General features: G+C 71.6%; 21 protein-coding genes and 1 pseudogene. 8 read left to right on the top strand and 14 right to left on the bottom strand.

Annotated elements, in window-relative coordinates; translation table 11 throughout:
• Complete coding sequence (locus ACIF8T_RS21310; RefSeq protein WP_400037259.1) at positions 1-258, top strand: hypothetical protein; 258 nt, start codon at positions 1-3, stop codon at positions 256-258.
• A 76-nt stretch (positions 259-334) separates the two neighbouring features.
• Here the strand turns inward: ACIF8T_RS21310 and ACIF8T_RS21305 are convergent, their stop codons facing one another.
• Positions 335-508 carry a hypothetical protein gene (locus ACIF8T_RS21305; RefSeq protein WP_400037257.1) on the bottom strand — a complete coding sequence of 58 codons (174 nt, stop codon included), beginning with the start codon at positions 506-508 and terminating at the stop codon, positions 335-337.
• Between the two features lie 212 nt (positions 509-720).
• On the opposite strand from ACIF8T_RS21305, the gene ACIF8T_RS21300 reads away from it, so the two are divergent.
• The gene (locus ACIF8T_RS21300; RefSeq protein WP_400037255.1) at positions 721-915 is read left to right on the top strand and encodes a hypothetical protein; all 195 of its coding nucleotides are present in this window, start codon (positions 721-723) and stop codon (positions 913-915) included.
• Positions 916-936: 21 nt separating this feature from the next.
• The gene (locus ACIF8T_RS21295; protein ID WP_400037253.1) at positions 937-1,326 is read left to right on the top strand and encodes a hypothetical protein; all 390 of its coding nucleotides are present in this window, start codon (positions 937-939) and stop codon (positions 1,324-1,326) included.
• Between the two features lie 105 nt (positions 1,327-1,431).
• Here the strand turns inward: ACIF8T_RS21295 and ACIF8T_RS21290 are convergent, their stop codons facing one another.
• A complete protein-coding gene (locus ACIF8T_RS21290; protein ID WP_400037251.1) occupies positions 1,432-1,773 on the bottom strand; it encodes a hypothetical protein in 342 nt (113 codons plus the stop codon).
• A 26-nt stretch (positions 1,774-1,799) separates the two neighbouring features.
• Complete coding sequence (locus tag ACIF8T_RS21285; protein ID WP_400037249.1) at positions 1,800-1,997, bottom strand: hypothetical protein; 198 nt, start codon at positions 1,995-1,997, stop codon at positions 1,800-1,802.
• A gap of 69 nt (positions 1,998-2,066) precedes the next feature.
• On the opposite strand from ACIF8T_RS21285, the gene ACIF8T_RS21280 reads away from it, so the two are divergent.
• From ACIF8T_RS21280 to ACIF8T_RS21270, 3 genes are read left to right on the top strand one after another with little or no spacing between them, the layout of a single operon-like run.
• Entirely contained in the window at positions 2,067-2,393 is a 327-nt protein-coding gene (locus ACIF8T_RS21280; RefSeq protein WP_400037247.1) for a hypothetical protein, read from the top strand.
• A 2-nt stretch (positions 2,394-2,395) separates the two neighbouring features.
• Positions 2,396-2,647, top strand: coding sequence for a hypothetical protein (locus tag ACIF8T_RS21275; RefSeq protein ID WP_400037245.1), 252 nt, complete (start codon positions 2,396-2,398; stop codon positions 2,645-2,647).
• 10 nt (positions 2,648-2,657) lie between these two features.
• The gene (locus ACIF8T_RS21270; RefSeq protein WP_400037244.1) at positions 2,658-2,921 is read left to right on the top strand and encodes a hypothetical protein; all 264 of its coding nucleotides are present in this window, start codon (positions 2,658-2,660) and stop codon (positions 2,919-2,921) included.
• A gap of 58 nt (positions 2,922-2,979) precedes the next feature.
• On the opposite strand, the gene ACIF8T_RS21265 is transcribed toward ACIF8T_RS21270, so the two are convergent.
• From ACIF8T_RS21265 to ACIF8T_RS21250, 4 genes are all read right to left on the bottom strand, one after another.
• Positions 2,980-3,171 (bottom strand): hypothetical protein, encoded by a 192-nt coding sequence (locus ACIF8T_RS21265; protein WP_400037242.1) that lies wholly within the window; start codon positions 3,169-3,171, stop codon positions 2,980-2,982.
• 34 nt (positions 3,172-3,205) lie between these two features.
• Positions 3,206-3,463 carry a GntR family transcriptional regulator gene (locus tag ACIF8T_RS21260; protein ID WP_400037240.1) on the bottom strand — a complete coding sequence of 86 codons (258 nt, stop codon included), beginning with the start codon at positions 3,461-3,463 and terminating at the stop codon, positions 3,206-3,208.
• 727 nt (positions 3,464-4,190) lie between these two features.
• Positions 4,191-4,814 carry a GntR family transcriptional regulator gene (locus ACIF8T_RS21255; RefSeq protein ID WP_400037238.1) on the bottom strand — a complete coding sequence of 208 codons (624 nt, stop codon included), beginning with the start codon at positions 4,812-4,814 and terminating at the stop codon, positions 4,191-4,193.
• 833 nt (positions 4,815-5,647) lie between these two features.
• Positions 5,648-6,313, bottom strand: a complete 666-nt coding sequence (locus tag ACIF8T_RS21250) for a TetR/AcrR family transcriptional regulator (RefSeq protein WP_400037236.1) — start codon at positions 6,311-6,313, stop codon at positions 5,648-5,650.
• A 157-nt stretch (positions 6,314-6,470) separates the two neighbouring features.
• Between ACIF8T_RS21250 and ACIF8T_RS21245 the strand changes: the two genes are divergently transcribed.
• Together ACIF8T_RS21245 and ACIF8T_RS21240 are read left to right on the top strand one after the other, a co-directional pair.
• Entirely contained in the window at positions 6,471-7,346 is an 876-nt protein-coding gene (locus ACIF8T_RS21245; RefSeq protein ID WP_400037234.1) for a shikimate dehydrogenase, read from the top strand.
• Between the two features lie 31 nt (positions 7,347-7,377).
• Complete coding sequence (locus ACIF8T_RS21240; protein WP_400037232.1) at positions 7,378-9,174, top strand: bifunctional sugar phosphate isomerase/epimerase/4-hydroxyphenylpyruvate dioxygenase family protein; 1,797 nt, start codon at positions 7,378-7,380, stop codon at positions 9,172-9,174.
• On the opposite strand, the gene ACIF8T_RS21235 is transcribed toward ACIF8T_RS21240, so the two are convergent.
• The 7 genes and pseudogenes from ACIF8T_RS21235 to ACIF8T_RS21205 form a co-directional block, all read right to left on the bottom strand.
• Positions 9,161-10,621 (bottom strand): membrane-associated oxidoreductase, encoded by a 1,461-nt coding sequence (locus ACIF8T_RS21235; RefSeq protein ID WP_400037230.1) that lies wholly within the window; start codon positions 10,619-10,621, stop codon positions 9,161-9,163. The two genes, ACIF8T_RS21240 and ACIF8T_RS21235, sit on opposite strands and share 14 nt — an antisense overlap.
• A gap of 45 nt (positions 10,622-10,666) precedes the next feature.
• On the bottom strand, positions 10,667-11,260 hold the full coding sequence (locus ACIF8T_RS21230; protein ID WP_400037228.1) for a histidine phosphatase family protein: 594 nt from the start codon (positions 11,258-11,260) through the stop codon (positions 10,667-10,669).
• A gap of 5 nt (positions 11,261-11,265) precedes the next feature.
• Entirely contained in the window at positions 11,266-12,150 is an 885-nt protein-coding gene (gene gnd / locus ACIF8T_RS21225; protein WP_400037593.1) for a phosphogluconate dehydrogenase (NAD(+)-dependent, decarboxylating), read from the bottom strand.
• Positions 12,151-12,160: 10 nt separating this feature from the next.
• Positions 12,161-13,828 (bottom strand): glucose-6-phosphate isomerase, encoded by a 1,668-nt coding sequence (gene pgi / locus ACIF8T_RS21220; protein ID WP_400037226.1) that lies wholly within the window; start codon positions 13,826-13,828, stop codon positions 12,161-12,163.
• Entirely contained in the window at positions 13,821-14,756 is a 936-nt protein-coding gene (gene opcA / locus ACIF8T_RS21215) for a glucose-6-phosphate dehydrogenase assembly protein OpcA (RefSeq protein WP_400037224.1), read from the bottom strand. The genes pgi and opcA overlap by 8 nt, the downstream gene beginning before the upstream one ends.
• Entirely contained in the window at positions 14,753-16,540 is a 1,788-nt protein-coding gene (gene zwf, locus ACIF8T_RS21210; protein ID WP_400037222.1) for a glucose-6-phosphate dehydrogenase, read from the bottom strand. Before zwf ends, opcA begins: the two co-directional genes overlap by 4 nt.
• A pseudogene (locus ACIF8T_RS21205) lies at positions 16,537-17,357 on the bottom strand (transaldolase family protein); the annotation flags it as partial. The gene zwf and the pseudogene ACIF8T_RS21205, both read right to left, overlap by 4 nt.
• Positions 17,358-17,375 lie beyond the last annotated feature (18 nt).

Here is a 17,375-nt window from a genome sequence, read left to right as displayed (position 1 = left end):
GTGGTCCCCCTCTTCCGGGAGGAGCCCAACGAGCGCATCAAGCGGGAGATGGCGGAGAGCTGGGAGATCGCCTTCATGAGGGCCGGCCAGTCGCTGAGTAACCCGGAGACGGCCACGAGCGCGCGAGTGGCAATCTCCGTGATGAGCCACTTCATCCGAGGCCACTACGAGGTCGGCCACATCACGGAAGAGCAGAAGGACTCGCTCCTGTGGTGGCTCGGCACCGGCATCTACGCAGCTAACGAACTGCACAAGTAGGCGCCTACCGCCTTGCCCCCGTGCCACACTGGCTTTGGCCCGCCTCGCATCCCCCGTCGAGGCGGGCCGCGCCGTGTCAGCCCCGCGGTGCCGGCAGCTCGCCGGGCGCCACTTCGACGATCTCGATGTCCATGCAGCCGGCGTCCTTAAGCTCAGCCATCCGCTCGTCGGCGGAGGGCTTGTCGTAGGCGACGGCGGATGCGCGCGGGGTGCCGGTGGGGCTGGTCCAGATCAGGGCGTAGTTCTGCATGCGGGCATCATGCCTGCTGGCACTGACAGCGAAAGTTTCCGGCCTTGATCTATCGCGTGGCTGGATCGTGGTGCATGGTGGTGTGCACGGGATCCCCAGCCTCCCCGTGGAGGCTCCCGCCGGGGCCTGCCGTCATCGCCGGCCGGCAGGGCCCGCCGCACCTCCCGGCTCCCCACGGGAGGTCATGCGGCTGCCCGCCGTAAGGTGGCGGCATGCACCCCGACCGCTACCACCTCACCCTCTCCTCGGACGGCCGCCCGGTCGCACAGGGCTGGTGGGCATCGGAGGCGACGGCCCGCGGGAAATTCACGGAGTGGGTCGGCGACTGGGGAAAGCCCGGCGTGCAGGTCACCCTCATCGATGAGGACACCGGCGAGACGTTGACGGAGTGGCCGGAGGAGTCGTGAGCCTCTGCCATCCTGGCCTGCATGGACTCGCTACCTGCCTACGATCCGGCGCTGCATGATGAGGTGGCCCGCTCGCAGGGCCTGATCCCTGCCTCGATGGACGGGCTCACCCACTACTGCTCCAGCCGTGGCGACAAGACGCACCCCAAGTGCGGGGCGGTGGAGGGAACGCAGCTGTCACGGAACTGGGCGCTCGTGGACTGCCCGGAGTGCCGGGGCGAGGAGCGGCCGGACCCGTTCACCCCGGTCGTGGACACCTACCGCCTGTCGACGCGCGATGATGAGCACGACTTCCAGTACGGGGGCGACGGGGTGCAGCGCTGCACCCGCTGCCGTCACCCGCACTCGCAGTGGGCTGGCGGACCGTGCCCTGGGTTGCCGCAGGAATGGGGTCCCGGCCGATACGTGTGACCCGGCGTTGTCGGCGGCACCTCGTAGGCTGGTCGTATCTATCAGCCCATGCTGGCGCAGTGCTGAAGCCGCCCCGTCTGGTCACGCAGACGGGGCGGACTGCTGTCAGGCGTCGGCCGCAGGCGCCAGCTCGGCATCGATGACCTGAAGGAGTTCGGCCGCTGCCCCGGCCTGCAATTCCTGTTCGGTGTAGCCAATCGCCTGGAAGTGCGCCGCCACTGCGACGATCTGGCGCTTGACGCCTAGGCCAGCGGAAACGGCTGAGACGAGCTGTGGCGTCACCTTGTAGTTCATGCCGGCGATGATGTTCCCGACCAGGCTCTTACTGGGAGACCAGCCCGTCTGTGGGTCTACGGCAGCCGCAGCGAACTCGCGCGTGGTCATGCGGCGGCCCTCGCCGACGTGGCACTTCACGAGTTCGGTGAGCGCGTCACGCTGCTGGACCATGCGGCCCCTCCCTTCTAGTCGACTTCCTAGCCTTCCGCGTGCCGGACGGCCCGCTTGAGCGCCATCTCCACCTTGTACCGGTCGAGCCCTGCGGCTTCGGCGTAGGCGGTGATGCCGGCCTGCACGGCGACGGCCTGGTCGACGGTGAGCGTCCCGGCCTGGATCGCAGCCCAGGCCTCACGCTCAGCCGCCAGCAGGTCAGGGGGGAAGTCGAAGTCGCTCATAGGTTGATCCTACGGTGGACGCACCCTTATGCGCCTTGACTGCAAGTCTTGACTTGCTATCTTGAATGCATGCCAAGCAATGACAAGCCCCGTCTCCTGCCGACCGGCAACTGCTGGTGCGGCTGCGGCCGTGAGGTCGGCCTTGGGAAGTTCTTCGCCCAGGGCCACGACAAGACCGCCGAGTCCGCGCTCATCGCCCTCAAGTACGAGGGCAGCGTCCCGCACTTCCTCCACGCCCACGGCTACGGCCCACACCACTCGGTCACCGGCGACGCGGTAGACAGCGAGAAGACCGACTGGGTGGAGTGCGACGAGTGCACCACCAAGCCCGGCTACCGAGGAGCGCGAGCCAGCGTCGCCAAGCACAAGCGGATCTACCACAAGAAGGAGGGCTGACCATGCCGATCGTCCACTCGGACCGAATCAGCGGCACCATTTACGTCATCGCCGACAACGCCGAGACCGCTGGCGACCAGGCGATCGAGTACCTGCGGGACAAGGGCGACGATCGGGAGCACAACCACTACGGCGTCTTCGATGAGCGCGAGGCCGCCGACAAGGAGTTGCACAACCAGTACAACTCCTACGACCCCAAGCGCGACCGCGTGTACGCCTTCAGCCTCGACATCCGCATCGCCGACGAGAAGTAGGGCATCGACCATGGGGCAGCAGATCATCAGACAGCCGGACGGGAAGCTCGCCGTCTTCTCCAGCATCACCGACACGTTCATCGTCGTCGACGCCACTCCAGACGAGCTCATCGAGTGGCGGGCCGAGGAGGCGGCGGAGAGGGCCCGCGAGCAGACCCGCCGCGAGCTGGACAAGGTACTCGCCGGAAACCCGCAGGCCGCCTACCACCAGTCCGCCATGACGTGGGAGGAAGCCGCCGCGAAGGACCGCGAACACGGCGGCGACCTTCAGTAGCCAGCGCACGCAGGAGCGCCCCGGCCAGGATCAGTGGCCGGGGCGCTCGCGTGTCAGCCTACGCCGCGGTGGTGACGTCCCCACTCTCGACTCGCTGCAGCTCATCCAGCAGCCGCCGGTACTCGGCCCGCTGATCGTCGGTGAGCCGCAGCGTCGGATGCCCGCCCGGCCCCATCCACAAAGCACGGATCGCCGCATTCAGCTCGGCAGCAGACCGCGCGGCACCCTCAGCCGGGGGAGTGGTGGGCATGACGATCAGTCTAGGGTCGGGGTCTGACACCGGCCTAGGAATCCGCCCGCTCCGTGATGTACGTGCCCTTCGCCGGCAGCGTGACGACGAGGCCGCGCTCCCGTAGATCCTCGACCGCGCGCCGTACCGTGCCGACGGCGACACCGAGGGACTCCGCCAGCTCTCGCTCACCCTCCAGCCGGGCGCCAGGCTGCAGCTCCCCGGACGCGATCCGACCGGCGATGTGGTCGGCGACCTGCCGCCACACGTACACGGGCCGCGATGGGTCCACTGGTCTCTGATCGTCACCCATGAGTGGACCGTAGAGAGACGCACCGCGGCGCGCGTCCTCAGGTAGCGGCATGCTGCGCCATATAGCGGTATAGAGCAGTGGGTAGCGGTACCGTGAAATTGCACGCAGGACCCCCGCGACCGCTGGCCCGCGGCCCGGGGGCATGGCCGACGAAGGAGCCGTCGACGTGGACGAGCCTACGGATTCCCCGCCCGAGCACCAGGGCGCATCGCAGGACACGATGCCTTGCGTCTGTGGCAGCCAGGATCACGAGCCGCTACGCATTGGGGAGCGGCTGTCGCCGTCCGGGGGTGCCATAGGGCCGGTGTACGTGTGCCCCGCCCAAGCCCCGGCCGGCCTGAGGAGCGTCCTGTGAACCCCAAGACGGAGGAGGCGGAGAAGGGAGGCGTTGCCGGCGCCTGCCAGTTGGGGCAGTGCAGGCACTGTCACGGCAACGTGGTCTTGCAGTACGGGTCCAGTCCCGCGGTGCCGCTGCTGCGGTGCGCGCACCACTGCCACCGACGGCAGCCGGTCCGGGTGCGGAAGGTGTGACGGCAGTGCCTCACAGGCAATGAATGGGGCTCATCGTTGCCTGACAGGAAAGCGCTAGCCAAAGCTTTAACGGCTGGTCACGGAAACATGTCATTCAAGAACAGAACGTCAATGAATATGCAGTGGACACGCTTCCAGTTTCAACAGAAGTGAGCTTTACTTCAGAGTCAGTAGCAACTTGAAGGACGGTGCATACCTACCGGGCAGATGGCAGGCGGATCAGCCAACGATCCATCGGCAACACCAGATCGGCAGTCTCCAGGGGGCGACCTTGGCGGTCGAAGCGAGTACGAACCACACGGAACGCCACCGTGTCCACCAGCAGGCCCAGTGCATGAGCCTGCTCCGCCGACAGTTCCACACACCCCACCTCGGCGATGTACGACACGTGCGGCAGGCGCCGGCCGCGCCACCAGGACGACACCAACATCGCCGACCTGCCACCCGGGTCCAGGCACTCCACTGTCTCGTGATGAAGGAGCGCCCCGGTGCGCACGCCAAGCCGAGCGGCCAGCTCCTCGGTCGCAGGCCGCGGGTTAGTGTCGGTGGTCTCGCTCGCGTGCGGCCAGTCGGCGTCTGGGTCCGTAAGGGTGCGCATAGCAGGAGGATGCGCCACATAGACCGCCCGCCGTTCTTCTCCTTCGAGGATGCCGGTGCGACGTAGCAAGACGTAGGCGAGACGAACAGTTTGTGGGTGCACGCCGAGTTCGGCAGCTAGCTCGGCGCGAGATGGCAGCGGTTCGCCGGGCCGCCACTCGCCGGCGGCGATGCGGCGACGGATGTCGGCAGCGATGCGCCTGTAGCGCGCTGCTTCCGACATCGAGACCCCTGCCGTCGATCATGACGTGAGGTCCGAAGCTAGGGCCCTGCCCCGTAGCTGGATATATCCAGCTACGGGCGAGCGCTGTTGTCACCTGAAGAGTGAAGGTTTCGGTACCGCGGGGTTCAGGTCTCCGTAGGTACCGATGGGCTGTCCACCTGTCGCGTACCCCGGCGGCGCATGGACGGCCCCGGTGGGTACCCGGCAACCCCATCAGGGTATCCACTCGAACGAGTGAACTAATCCCCGTGTTCGATGCAGGGGGCACTCGTTGAAAATAGAAGCCGGGCCCGACTCCCGTCCATCGCCTTCGAGGGCGTCCCCAGGGAGTCGGGTCCGGCGCTTTTGTGCGTCGCCTTGCAGGACCAGTCTGCCACTGGGAAACGAGTGGGAAACGATCACGCGCACACATGCCTACACATGAGCACAGATGACTACCGATTCGAGTCATCCACCCAGCTAGAGAAGCTAAACGACTTCAAAGCGCAAGGTGGCAGAAGCCTGCCCGAACGGTGCTTCGAGAAGTCGTAGTACTCCAGGGCGCTGCCGATCCAGGCGGCGGTCGCGGCTTTCCTGGGCTGCCCGGGTGGGGCAGGGGCGCTGGCGGGCGTGCTGGGGACGGACACGGCGGCTCCTTTGGGGGACTCCGACGTAGGCGGAGTGCACGAGCGAAGGGCAAGAGGGCACGGGGGAGAAGGCCGGATCGCGGCTAATTAACCCACTGGGTAGTTACTAGGGGTTGCCAGGGATGCTGCGCCCGTGTGCCGCCGGTGTCAAGGGGGTGTTACGGAATCGGTCCGCGGGCCGGTCCGCCGCCCGTCCGGTCCCGCCGTTCAGCCGGCCGCGCGCTCGGCCGTCAGGTAGGCGATCACCATGTCGCCCAGCATGGCGCGGTAGTGCGCGCGCTGGGCCGGGTCCACCAGGTCGCGGCCGAACAGCGCGCCGAAGGTGTGCCGGTTGGCGACCCGGAAGAAGCAGAAGGACGAGATCATCGCGTGCAGGTCGACGGCGTCGACGTCGGCCGTGAACAGGCCCGACTCCCGGCCCTGCGCCAGGATGCGGCGGATCACGTCCAGCGCGGGCGAGCCGATCCTGCCCAGCTCCTCGGAGGCGGCGATGTGCTCCGCGCCGTGGATGTTCTCGATGCTCACCAGGCGGATGAAGTCGGGGTGCTGCTCGTGGTGGTCGAAGGTCAGCTCCGCCAGGCGCCGGATGGCCGCCACCGGGTCGAGGTGCTCGACGTCGAGCTGCTGCTCCGCCTCGCGGATGACGCCGTACGCCCGCTCCAGCACGGCCGTGAACAGCTGTTCCTTGCCGCCGAAGTAGTAGTAGATCATTCGCTTGGTGGTGCGGGTGCGGGCGGCGATCTCGTCCACGCGGGCCCCGTCGTAGCCGGCCCGGGCGAACTCCTGCGTGGCCACGTCGAGGATCTCGGCCCGGGTGCGGGCGGCGTCGCGGATGCGCTCGCCGGGTCGTGCCGGTTCTTCCACGCGGGTCATGGGGTTCCTTCGGGCGACGGGCGGCCTGTGCCGGTGATTCTAGAAGCAGTCCCCGCGCCCGGACCGGGGCTCCCCGCAGGTCTTCCCGCGCGACCGGTCCTCCTGATATAGCTAACGTACTAGTTCGTACATTACGGAGCCGCTCAGGAGGCACCCGGTGACCAAGGACTCGTATCTCGTCGGACTCATCGGGTCCGGCATCGGCCCGTCGCTCAGTCCGGCCCTGCACGAGAGGGAGGCCGACCGCCAGGGCCTGCGGTACCTGTACCGGCTCATCGACATCGACACCCTCGGCGTCCCGCCCGAGGCGGTCGGCGACCTGGTGCGCGCCGCCCGCGACCTGGGCTACGACGGCCTGAACATCACGCACCCCTGCAAGCAGCTCGTCACCGGCCACCTGGACGCGCTCGCCCCGCAGGCCGAGGCGCTGGGCGCGGTCAACACCGTCGTCTTCGAGGACGGCCGCGCCGTCGGCCACAACACCGACGTCACCGGGTTCGCCGCCTCCTTCGCGCGCGGCCTGCCCGACGCGCCCCTGGAGCGGGTCGTGCAACTGGGCGCCGGCGGGGCGGGCGCGGCCGTCGCGCACGCCACGCTCACCCTGGGCGCCGAGCGGGTCACCGTGGTGGACGCGCTGCCCGACCGGGCGGCCGGCCTCGCCGCGGCCCTGAACCGCGCCTTCGGCGCGGGCCGGGCCGCCGCCGCGGCCCCGGACCGCCTGGCGGAGCTGCTCGCCGGCGCCGACGGCATCGTCCACGCCACCCCCACCGGCATGGCCGCCCACCCCGGCCTGCCCCTGCCGGCCGAGCTGCTCCACCCCGGGCTGTGGGTCGCCGAGGTCGTCTACCGCCCGCTGGAGACCGAGCTGCTGCGCACCGCCCGCGCCCGGGGCTGCGCCGTCCTCGACGGCGGCGGCATGGCCGCCTTCCAGGCGGTGGACGCGTTCCGCCTGTTCACCGGCCGGGAACCCGACGGCGCGCGGATGCTCGCGGACATCACCGAACTGGCCGGGGCCGTCACGGCACCCCGCTGAAGCCGCCCCGCACGGAAGGACCGAGGTCATCATGCGCACGTCCATCGCCACCGTCTCCCTGAGCGGATCCCTCACCGAGAAGCTCACGGCCGCCGCGCGGGCCGGCTTCGACGGCGTGGAGATCTTCGAGAACGACCTGCTGGCCAGCCCCCTCGCCCCCGAGGAGATCCGCGCCCGCTGCGCCGACCTGGGACTGGGCATCGACCTCTACCAGCCGATGCGGGACATCGAGGCGGTGCCCGCCGAGGAGTTCGCCCGCAACCTGCGCCGCGCCCGGCACAAGTTCGAGCTGATGAGGCGGCTCGGCGCCGATACCGTCCTGGTCTGCTCCAGCGTCTCCCCGTCCGCCGTCGACGACGACGCCCTCGCCGCCGAGCAGCTGAGCCGGCTCGCCGACCTGGCCCGGGAGCACGGGATCCGGGTCGCCTACGAGGCGCTCGCCTGGGGCCGGCACGTCAGCACCTACGACCACGCCTGGCGCATCGTCGAGGCGGCCGGCCACCCGGCGCTCGGCACCTGCCTGGACAGCTTCCACATCCTGTCCCGGGGCAGCGACCCCCGGGGCGTCGAGGACATCCCCGGCGAGAAGATCTTCTTCCTCCAGCTGGCCGACGCGCCGCTGCTCGCGATGGACGTGCTCCAGTGGAGCCGCCACTACCGCTGCTTCCCCGGCCAGGGCGGCTTCGACGTCACCGGACTGGTGCGCCGGGTCCTGGCCACCGGCTACGACGGCCCGCTCTCGCTGGAGGTCTTCAACGACGTCTTCCGGCAGGCCGAGGCCGGCCCGACCGCCGTGGACGCCCGGCGCTCCCTGCTGGTGCTCCAGGAGGCGCTGGGCGCGGCCGGGCCGCCCGCCCCCGTCGTCCCCACCGGCGTCGCCTTCGCCGAACTGGTCACGCCCGACGCCGAACCCCTCACCGCGCTGCTCGGCGCCCTCGGCTTCACCCGCACCGCGCGCCACCGCGGCAAGCCCGTCGACCTGTGGCAGCAGGGCGAGGCCAGGATCCTCGTCAACACCGGGCCGGCCGTCCGCCGGGACGGCACCGGACTGGCCGCCGTGGGCCTGGAGTCGCCCGACCCCGCGGGCGCCGCCCGCCGCGCCGAGGCGCTGCTGGCCCCCGTCCTGCCGCGCCGCCGCGCCCCGGGCGACGTCCCGCTGGAGGCGGTCGCCGCCCCCGACGGCACGGAACTGTTCTTCTGCGCCACGGGCCGGCCCGGACTCCCCGACTGGCGGGCCGACTTCGAGGACACCGGGCGGGCGCCGCGCCCCGGCGGGGTCCGGCGCATCGACCACCTCGCGCTGACCCAGCCCTGGCACCACTTCGACGAGGCCGCCCTCTTCCACCGCAGCGTCCTCGGGCTGCGCGCCCAGGAGAGCGTCGACGTCGCCGACCCCTACGGCCTGCAGCGCAGCCGGGCCGTCACCGACGACGACGGCAGCGTCCGCATCGTCCTCAGCGTCGGCGCGGCCCCCGCCGACGACACCGTGCACGCCCAGCACATCGCGCTGGCCACCGACGACGTGGTCGCCGCGGCCCGCCGGTTCCGCGCGGCCGGCGGCCGGCTGCTGCCCATCCCGGCCAACTACTACGACGACCTCGCGGCCCGCCACGACCTCGGCGAGGAGGAGCTGGCCGCCTACCGCGACCTCGGCATCCTCTACGACCGCGACGCGCACGGCGTCTTCCGGCACTGCTACACCCGCACCGTCGGCCGCGTCTTCTTCGAGCTCTGCCAGCGCGACGGCGGCTACCGCGGCTACGGCGCCCCGAACGCCGCCGTGCGGCTGGCGGCCCAGCACGCGGTGGCGCGGCCTACTGGCGGCTGATGGTCCGGGACACGCCCGCGGCGACGGTCGTGACCAGGACCCACCCGGCCAGGACGAGGACGTACGCCAGCGTCTGGTAGCCGCCCTCCGGCGCGAACGCGGGCTCCTGGCCGAAGGAGATCACCGGCAGCAGCAGGTCCAGCGTGTAGAAGACCGGGTCGAAGTCCGGCGCCTCGGACGGCTTCAGCGCGCGCGGGTGGTGCGCCGCGAAGACGACGGAACCGACCGCGAGCAGCGACAGCAGCCAGCCCGCCGCGCGCAGCGGACGGAAGCCGTAGCCGACGGTGGCGTCCTGCACGTGCCCCCACAGGCGGCCGTACCAGGCCAGGGTGGCGCGGTGGCGGCGCTGCTTGGCGAGCTGCACCAGACGGGCGGCCTGGTCGTCGCCGATGCGGCGGTACGCCGCCGACAACTGCTCGTAGGCGTGCGGGACGTAGCCGTCGCCGTCGCGCTCCAGCAGGGGCAGGCGGCGCGCGGCGGGCTCGCGCGGGGTGAGGGAGGTGTAGACGAGACCGTCCAGCAGTACCCGGTCCGGCACCGCCTCCGGTTCGAGGAAGAGGTGCTCGACCTGCGCGCGGCGCAGGTTCAGCGTGCCGTCCGGGGGCGCGCTCCTGCGCAGCCACAGCTGCCCGAGGACCGCGCCGGGGGCCCGCAGCACCGCGTCCCCGGGGTTCGACAGGCGCGCGTACGACAGGTCCAGGCGGCCGGCGACCCGCGCGCCGCGCAGGCCGACCCAGCCGTCGACCTGGGCGTTGCGCAGCAGGACGTCGCCCGTCACGTCGAGCGTCTGGGCGTCCAGGGCCACCTGGCCGGGGCGGGTCAGGCGGGCCCCGGTGAGGTTCACCGAGCCGCTGACGACGACCCCGTTGAGGCGCACCTCGCCGCGGGCCCGCAGCTGCGGCGCCGACAGGTCGTCCTCGACGACGGCCCGTTGCAGCTTGAGGACGGGCTCGGAGTCGTCCTGGGCGGTGAGTTCGGCGCGTTCCAGGAACAGCCCGCCGGATATGTGGGCGCCGCTGAGCTGGACCCGGCCGCGCACCCGGCACTCGCGCAGCACCACCGAGCCGTCGACCCGGGCCCCGCCCAGATCCACGGCGGGCAGCACCGAGCCGCGCAGGCTGAGCCTGCGCAGCTGGGTGCCGTAGAGGCCGGGCGGGTCGGTGAAGAAGCAGTGGCTCAGGCGGACCGGCGGGTCGACGACCGCGTGGGCAAGGTCGAGCGGGCCGGTGATCCGCGCCCCGGCGACCCGCAGCGCGGCCACCTCGCCGTCCTGCCGGGGCGCGCTGACCAGTAACGCCTTCAGCACCGAGGCGCGCAGTACCCGCTCCGGCCCCCAGTCCGCCCCGGCCGCCGCGTCCTCGTCCCCGGTGCGGAAGTCCACGGCCTCCCCGCGCGGGAAGGCCCGCCAGACCCGCTGCTCGGCCGGTGTCAGATCGTCGATCTCCATCGGCAGGGGACTCTGACGCAGCGGGCCCGGGGTGTCAACTCGCTTTCAGGGCCTGGTGTTCCACTCCGCGAGCACGTGCCGTCCGTGCTCCGTCGACAGCCGGCCCAGCGTGCCGGTCGCCAGCTGGAACAGGCGCCCGTCGGCCGGCGGCAGGCCCAGCCGGCGGGCGGTCAGCACCCGCAGGAAGTGCCCGTGCGCCACCAGCAGCACGTCCCCGGGGTAGCACTGCAGGGCCGCGTCCACCCGGGACAGCACCCGGTCGGCCCGGTCGCCGACCTGCTCGGGCGACTCTCCCTGACGGTCGTCCGGGCCGGGCGCCACGCCGTCCGTCCACAGGTCCCAGCCGGGCCGGGTGCGGTGGATCTCCCGGGTGGTGACGCCCTCGTAGCCGCCGTAGTCCCACTCGTGCAGGTCCGGGTCCCGCACCGCCCCGGTCAGGCCCGCCAGTTCCGCGGTCCGCACCGCGCGGCGCAGCGGGCTGGTGGCGACGAGCGCGTAGGTACGGCCCGCCAGCAGCGGTGCGAGCGACTTGGCCTGCGCCTCGCCGGCCGGGGTGAGGGGCAGGTCGGTGAAGCCGGTGTGCTGTCCCGACCTGCTCCACTCGGTCTCGCCATGGCGGACCAGCAGCAGATCCCCCACGGTCCCTACGCCTTCTTCGCCGACTCGACGGCGTGCCCGCCGAACTGGTTGCGCAGCGCCGCGATCATCTTCATCTGCGGCGAGTCGTCCTGGCGGGAGGCGAACCGCGCGAAGAGCGACGCGGTGATCGCGGGCAGCGGCACCGCGTTGTCGATGGCCGCCTCCACCGTCCACCGGCCCTCGCCGGAGTCCTCGGCGTAGCCGCGCAGCTTGTCCAGGTGCTCGTCCTCGTCGAGGGCGTTGACCGCGAGGTCCAGCAGCCAGGAGCGGATGACGGTGCCCTCCTGCCAGGAGCGGAACACCTCGCGGACGTTCTCCACCGACTCCACGGCCTCCAGCAGTTCCCAGCCCTCGGCGTAGGCCTGCATCATGGCGTACTCGATGCCGTTGTGGACCATCTTCGCGAAGTGCCCGGCGCCCACGCTGCCCGCGTGGACGTAGCCGTACGGTCCCTCCGGCTTCAGCGCGTCGAAGATCGGCCGGAGCCGGTCGACGTGCTCCTTGTCGCCGCCGACCATCAGGGCGTAGCCGTTCTTCAGGCCCCACACGCCGCCGGAGACGCCGGCGTCGACGAAGCCGATGCCCTTGGCGCCGAGCTCGGCGGCGTGCTTCTCGTCGTCGCTCCAGCGGGAGTTGCCGCCGTCGACGACGGTGTCGCCGGGCTCCAGCAGCTCGCCGAGCTCGTCGATGACGGACTGGGTGGCGGCGCCGGCCGGGACCATCACCCAGACCGTGCGGGGGGCGTCGAGCCGGCCGACGAGTTCGGCCAGGCCGCCGACGTCCGAGAGGTCGGGGTTGCGGTCGTAGCCGATGACGGTGTGGCCGGCGCGGCGGATCCGCTCGCGCATGTTGCCGCCCATCTTCCCCAGACCGATCAGGCCGAGCTGCATCGCTGTCATGTCAGTTCACTTCTCCCTGCGCGTTGTCGGCGTTCTTGAGCGAGCGGTACGCGGCCACGAGGGCGGCGGTGGAGGGGTCGAGGTCCGGCACCTCGGCGCCCTCGGTGAGGGCGGGCTCGACGCGCTTGGCGAGCACCTTGCCGAGTTCGACGCCCCACTGGTCGAAGGAGTCGATGTTCCAGACCGCGCCCTGCACGAACACCTTGTGCTCGTAGAGGGCGACGAGCTGGCCCAGCACCGACGGGGTCAGCTCGGTGGCCAGGACGGTCGTGGTCGGGTGGTTGCCCCGGAAGGTGCGGTGCGGCACCTGCTCCTCCGGCACGCCCTCGGCCCGCACCTCCTCCGGCGTCTTGCCGAAGGCCAGCGCCTGGGTCTGCGCGAAGAAGTTGGCCATCAGCAGGTCGTGCTGGGCCCTGAGCTCGTCGCCCAGCTCGTCGACCGGCCGGGCGAAGCCGATGAAGTCCGCCGGGATCAGCTTGGTGCCCTGGTGGATCAACTGGTAGTACGCGTGCTGCCCGTTGGTGCCCGGCGTGCCCCACACCACCGGCCCGGTCTGCCAGTCCACCGGCCGCCCGTCGCGCTGCACCGACTTGCCGTTGGACTCCATGTCGAGCTGCTGGAGGTAGGCGGTGAACTTCGACAGGTAGTGCGAGTACGGCAGCACCGCGTGCGACTGGGCGCCCAGGAAGTTGCCGTACCAGACGCCGAGCAGGCCCAGGATCAGCGGGGCGTTGGCCTCCGCGGGGGCGTTGACGAAGTGCTCGTCGACGATCCGGAACCCGTCGAGCATCTCCAGGAAGCGCTCCGGGCCGATGGCGATCATCAGGGACAGGCCGATCGCCGAGTCGTAGGAGTAGCGGCCGCCGACCCAGTCCCAGAACGCGAACATGTTGTCCGGGTCGATGCCGAAGTCGGTGACCTTCTCCGCGTTGGTCGACAGCGCGACGAAGTGCCGGGCGACCGCCTTCTCGTCGCCCCCGAGGCCCGCCAGCAGCCAGGAGCGCGCCGAGGTCGCGTTGGTGATGGTCTCGATGGTGGTGAAGGTCTTGGACGCGACGATGAACAGCGTCTCGGCCGGGTCCAGGTCCCGGACCGCCTCGTGCAGGTCCGCGCCGTCCACGTTCGACACGAACCGGAAGGTCAACTCCCGTGCCGTGTACGCCCGCAGCGCCTCGTACGCCATCGCCGGGCCCAGGTCGGAGCCGCCGATGCCGATGTTGACGACGTTGCGGATGCGGCGGCCCGTGTGCCCGGTCCACTCGCCGGAGCGGACCTTGCGGGCGAAGCCGGTCATCTGGTCGAGGACCGCGTGCACCTGGGGCACGACGTTCTCGCCGTCGACCTCGATCACCGCGTCGCGCGGCGCGCGCAGGGCGGTGTGCAGCACGGCCCGCCGCTCGGTGACGTTGATCCTCTCCCCGCGGAACATCGCGTCGCGCAGCCCGAACACGTCGGTGGCGTCGGCCAGTTCGCGCAGCAGTTGCAGCGTCTCGTCGGTGACCAGGTGCTTGGAGTAGTCCACGCGCAGGTCGCCGACGTGCACGACGTACCGCTGCGCGCGGCCCGGGTCGGCGGCGAACAGGTCGCGCAGGTGCGCCTGCCACGCGGCCCGGTGGTCCTCCAGGGCCGTCCACTGGGGACGCCGGGTGAGCTCGGGGGCGTCAGACATGTGCGGGTGTCTCCTCGCTGCTCTCGCCGCGCAGGGCGACGGCGTACATCTCGTCGGCGTCGAGGCGCCGCAGCTCCTCGGCGATGAGTTCGGACGTGGTGCGGACCTTCAGCGCCAGGGTGCGCGAGGGCTGCCCCGGCAGGTGCAGGGTGGCCAGCGGGCCCTCGGGCCGGTCGATGACGATCTCGCCCTTCCCGGTGCCGAGCCGCACGCCCGTGACGACGGGTCCCGCGGTCTCCACCCGGTCGACCTGCACCTTCAGCCGGGCCTCCAGCCAGCGGGCCAGCAGCTCGGCGCTGGGGTTGTCCGCCTCGCTCTCCACGGCCGCCGAGGTCACCGTCAGCCGGGCCTGGTCCAGGGCCGCCGCCAGCATCGAGCGCCACGGCGTGAGCCGGGTCCAGGCCAGGTCGGTGTCCCCGGGCGCGTAGGACCGCACCCGGGCCTCCAGGGCCCGCAACGGGCGCTCCACGGCGTACATGTCGGTGATCCGGCGCTGGGCGAGCGCGCCCAGCGGGTCCTTGGCCGGGTTCTCCGGCGCGTCCACCGGCCACCACACGACGACCGGCGCGTCCGGCAGCAGCAGCGGCAGCACCACCGAGTCGGCGTGGTCGGACACCTCGCCGTACAGGCGCAGCACGACCGTCTCGCCGGTGCCCGCCTCGGAACCCACCCGGACCTCGGCGTCGAGGTGGGAGCGGGTGCGGTCGCGCGGGGTGCGGGCGTGCCGCTTGATGACGACCAGGGTGCGCGAGGGGTGCTCGTGCGAGGCCTCCTCGGCCGCCTTGATCGAGTCGTAGGCGTTCTCCTCGTCCGTGACGATCACCATCGTCAGGACCATGCCCACAGCGGGGGTGCCGATGGCGCGGCGACCCTGCACGAGGGCCTTGTTGATCTTGCTTGCCGTGGTGTCGGTCAGGTCGATCTTCATGGCCTGCGCCAGCTCCGTCCGTCTCGTGCGAGCATCTCGTCGGCTTCCGCGGGGCCCCAGCTGCCCGCCGTGTACTGGGCCGGCCTGCCGTGGTGCGCCCAGTGCTCCTCGATCGGGTCGAGGATCCTCCAGGACTCTTCCACTTCCTGGTGACGGGGGAACAGGTTGGCGTCCCCGAGGAGCACGTCCAGGATGAGCCGCTCGTACGCCTCCGGGCTGGACTCCGTGAAGGACTCGCCGTAGGCGAAGTCCATCGTCACGTCCCGGATCTCCATGGAGGTGCCCGGCACCTTGGAGCCGAACCGGACCGTGATGCCCTCGTCGGGCTGGACGCGGATGACGATCGCGTTGGAGCCCAGCTCCTCGGTCGCCGTCGAGTCGAAGGGGGAGTGCGGCGCGCGCTGGAAGACCACCGCGATCTCCGTCACCCGGCGGCCGAGCCGCTTGCCGGTGCGCAGGTAGAACGGGACGCCCGCCCAGCGGCGGTTGTCGATGCCCAGCTTGATCGCCGCGTAGGTGTCGGTGGTGGAGGCCGGGTCGATGCCCTCCTCCTCCAGGTAGCCGCGCACCTTCTCGCCGCCCTGCCAGGCCCCCGCGTACTGGCCGCGCACGGTGTGCCGGGACAGGTCCTCGGGCAGCTGCACCGCGCGGAAGACCTTCAGCTTCTCGGTGAGCAGCGACGCCGCGTCGAAGGAGGCGGGCTCCTCCATCGCGGTGAGCGCCATCAGCTGCAGCAGGTGGTTCTGGATGACGTCCCGGGCGGCGCCGATGCCGTCGTAGTAGCCGGCCCGGCCGCCGATGCCGATGTCCTCGGCCATCGTGATCTGCACGTGGTCGACGTACGAGCGGTTCCAGATCGGCTCGAACATCGTGTTGGCGAAGCGCAGCGCCAGGATGTTCTGGACCGTCTCCTTGCCCAGGTAGTGGTCGATGCGGAAGACCTGGTCGGGTTCGAACACGTCGTGCACGATCGCGTTCAGCTCGCAGGCGCTGTCCAGGTCGTGCCCGAACGGCTTCTCGATGACCGCCCGCCGCCAGGACCCCTCCGGCGCGTTCGCCAGCCCGTGCTTCTTCAGCTGCCGGACGACCTTCGGGAAGAACTTCGGCGGCACCGAGAGGTAGAACGCGTAGTTGCCGCTGGTGCCCCGGGAGGCGTCCAACTCCTCGACCGCGGAGCGCAGTTGCTTGAACGCCATGTCGTCGTCGAAGTCGCCCGGGATGAACCGCATGCCCTCGGCGAGCTGCTGCCAGACCTCCTCGCGGAACGGGGTCCGGGCGTGCTCGCGGACGGCGTCGTGCACGACCTGCGCGAAGTCCTGGTTCTCCCAGTCCCGGCGGGCGAAGCCGACCAGGGAGAAGCCCGGCGGCAGCAGACCGCGGTTGGCCAGGTCGTAGACGGCCGGCATCAGCTTCTTGCGGGACAGGTCGCCGGTGACGCCGAAGATGACCAGCCCGGACGGGCCGGCGATCCGCGGCAACCGGCGGTCGCGCGCGTCGCGCAGCGGGTTCGCCCATGCGGCGGCGGGCACCTGGGCGTCGCCGCCGGTCCCGGCGCCCCGGCCGTGTCCGGAGCCCTGTCCGTCTCCGGATTCCCGGTCGGTCCCGGATTCCTCGTCGGCCCCGGATTCCCGGTCGTCTCCGGACGCCTCGCCGCCCGCGGGGGTCCCCGCCGCCTCGACCGCCGCCTCCTCCACGCCCGCGGCCTCCCGGGCCGCCCGCGCCTCCTTGGCCTCTTTCGTGCCCTTGGTCTCCTGTGTCGCCGACACGGGAAGCTCCTGGCTCATTCCCCGTCAACTCCCTTGCTGTTCGATGACTTCGTCACGGTGTCCAGCAGCTCCTGCCGGGCCGCCCCGAACGTGGCCACGCCCTCCTCCGCCGGCCGCCGCACCACCTCGTCGCCGGAGATGCCGAGCCGCTCGACGGCCGCGAGGCCGGCGCGGGCCCGCGCGTAGCCGCCGGTGGACCGTGTCGCCGGTGACGGCGCCGTGGCCGGCGGTGGCCCGCGGCGTGGCCTCCGGCACGGTGGTGACGTGCCGGGGGCGACCAGCGCCTCGACATACAGGGTGTCCCGGTATGCCGGGTCCTTCACCCCGGTGGAGGCCCGCAGGGGGCGCTGCCGGTTCGGCCGGATCCCGGCCGGGGCGGTCCGGCGGCCACCGGCGAGGACCTGCTCGCGGGCCTCGCGGGCCTCGTGTGCCTCGCGGGCGAGCCGCGCGTTCGCCGGCGCCGCCCGGTCCCTCGGGTCGAGCGCCCCGGGGTGCCCGGCAGCGTCAGCCGCTCGCCGGTCCCGGTGCCGACGCGGGAGACGGGGAAGCAGGCCCCGGAGCGCGGGGTGCCCGGGTCCTGGCCCGCGGCCCGGGCCCGCTCCGGGCCGGTCAGGCAGGCGTCCGGCCAGGCCGGCCGCCGGGCCTCGGCGACGCCGGCCGCGGTGTCGTGGGCGCACCGCGGGCCGGCCTCCGGAGGGACCCGCCCGTCCCGGCCGCCGCTCGCCTCGCGCACGGGCCGCGGCACGGCCGCGGCGGCGCGCACGTCCGCGGTCGTCATCACGCGCACGGCCTCGTCCGCCGTCACGCCGCGCACCGCCGGGCCGGCGGAGGGCTCCGGTGCGCGTGGCTGCTT

This window comes from Streptomyces sp. NPDC085946, from assembly GCF_044540485.1.
Classification (GTDB): Bacteria; Actinomycetota; Actinomycetes; order Streptomycetales; family Streptomycetaceae; genus Streptomyces.
The sequence above is the reverse complement of the archived record's forward strand: the minus strand, read 5'-3'. Positions and strand labels throughout refer to the sequence as shown.

Excerpts from the sequence above, each read along its gene's own strand:
- ACIF8T_RS21240 (WP_400037232.1), top strand. The coding sequence starts at position 7,378 with ATGCGCACGTCCATCGCCACCGTCTCCCTGAGCGGATCCCTCACCGAG.
- ACIF8T_RS21280 (WP_400037247.1), top strand. The coding sequence starts at position 2,067 with ATGCCAAGCAATGACAAGCCCCGTCTCCTGCCGACCGGCAACTGCTGG.
- ACIF8T_RS21250 (WP_400037236.1), bottom strand. The coding sequence starts at position 6,313 with ATGACCCGCGTGGAAGAACCGGCACGACCCGGCGAGCGCATCCGCGAC.
- ACIF8T_RS21295 (WP_400037253.1), top strand. The coding sequence starts at position 937 with ATGGACTCGCTACCTGCCTACGATCCGGCGCTGCATGATGAGGTGGCC.
- ACIF8T_RS21265 (WP_400037242.1), bottom strand. The coding sequence starts at position 3,171 with ATGCCCACCACTCCCCCGGCTGAGGGTGCCGCGCGGTCTGCTGCCGAG.
- ACIF8T_RS21270 (WP_400037244.1), top strand. The coding sequence starts at position 2,658 with ATGGGGCAGCAGATCATCAGACAGCCGGACGGGAAGCTCGCCGTCTTC.
- ACIF8T_RS21285 (WP_400037249.1), bottom strand. The coding sequence starts at position 1,997 with ATGAGCGACTTCGACTTCCCCCCTGACCTGCTGGCGGCTGAGCGTGAG.
- gnd (WP_400037593.1), bottom strand. The coding sequence starts at position 12,150 with ATGCAGCTCGGCCTGATCGGTCTGGGGAAGATGGGCGGCAACATGCGC.
- zwf (WP_400037222.1), bottom strand. The coding sequence starts at position 16,540 with ATGAGCCAGGAGCTTCCCGTGTCGGCGACACAGGAGACCAAGGGCACG.
- ACIF8T_RS21300 (WP_400037255.1), top strand. The coding sequence starts at position 721 with ATGCACCCCGACCGCTACCACCTCACCCTCTCCTCGGACGGCCGCCCG.
- ACIF8T_RS21235 (WP_400037230.1), bottom strand. The coding sequence starts at position 10,621 with ATGGAGATCGACGATCTGACACCGGCCGAGCAGCGGGTCTGGCGGGCC.
- ACIF8T_RS21275 (WP_400037245.1), top strand. The coding sequence starts at position 2,396 with ATGCCGATCGTCCACTCGGACCGAATCAGCGGCACCATTTACGTCATC.
- ACIF8T_RS21260 (WP_400037240.1), bottom strand. The coding sequence starts at position 3,463 with ATGGGTGACGATCAGAGACCAGTGGACCCATCGCGGCCCGTGTACGTG.
- ACIF8T_RS21290 (WP_400037251.1), bottom strand. The coding sequence starts at position 1,773 with ATGGTCCAGCAGCGTGACGCGCTCACCGAACTCGTGAAGTGCCACGTC.
- opcA (WP_400037224.1), bottom strand. The coding sequence starts at position 14,756 with ATGAAGATCGACCTGACCGACACCACGGCAAGCAAGATCAACAAGGCC.
- pgi (WP_400037226.1), bottom strand. The coding sequence starts at position 13,828 with ATGTCTGACGCCCCCGAGCTCACCCGGCGTCCCCAGTGGACGGCCCTG.
- ACIF8T_RS21305 (WP_400037257.1), bottom strand. The coding sequence starts at position 508 with ATGCAGAACTACGCCCTGATCTGGACCAGCCCCACCGGCACCCCGCGC.
- ACIF8T_RS21255 (WP_400037238.1), bottom strand. The coding sequence starts at position 4,814 with ATGTCGGAAGCAGCGCGCTACAGGCGCATCGCTGCCGACATCCGTCGC.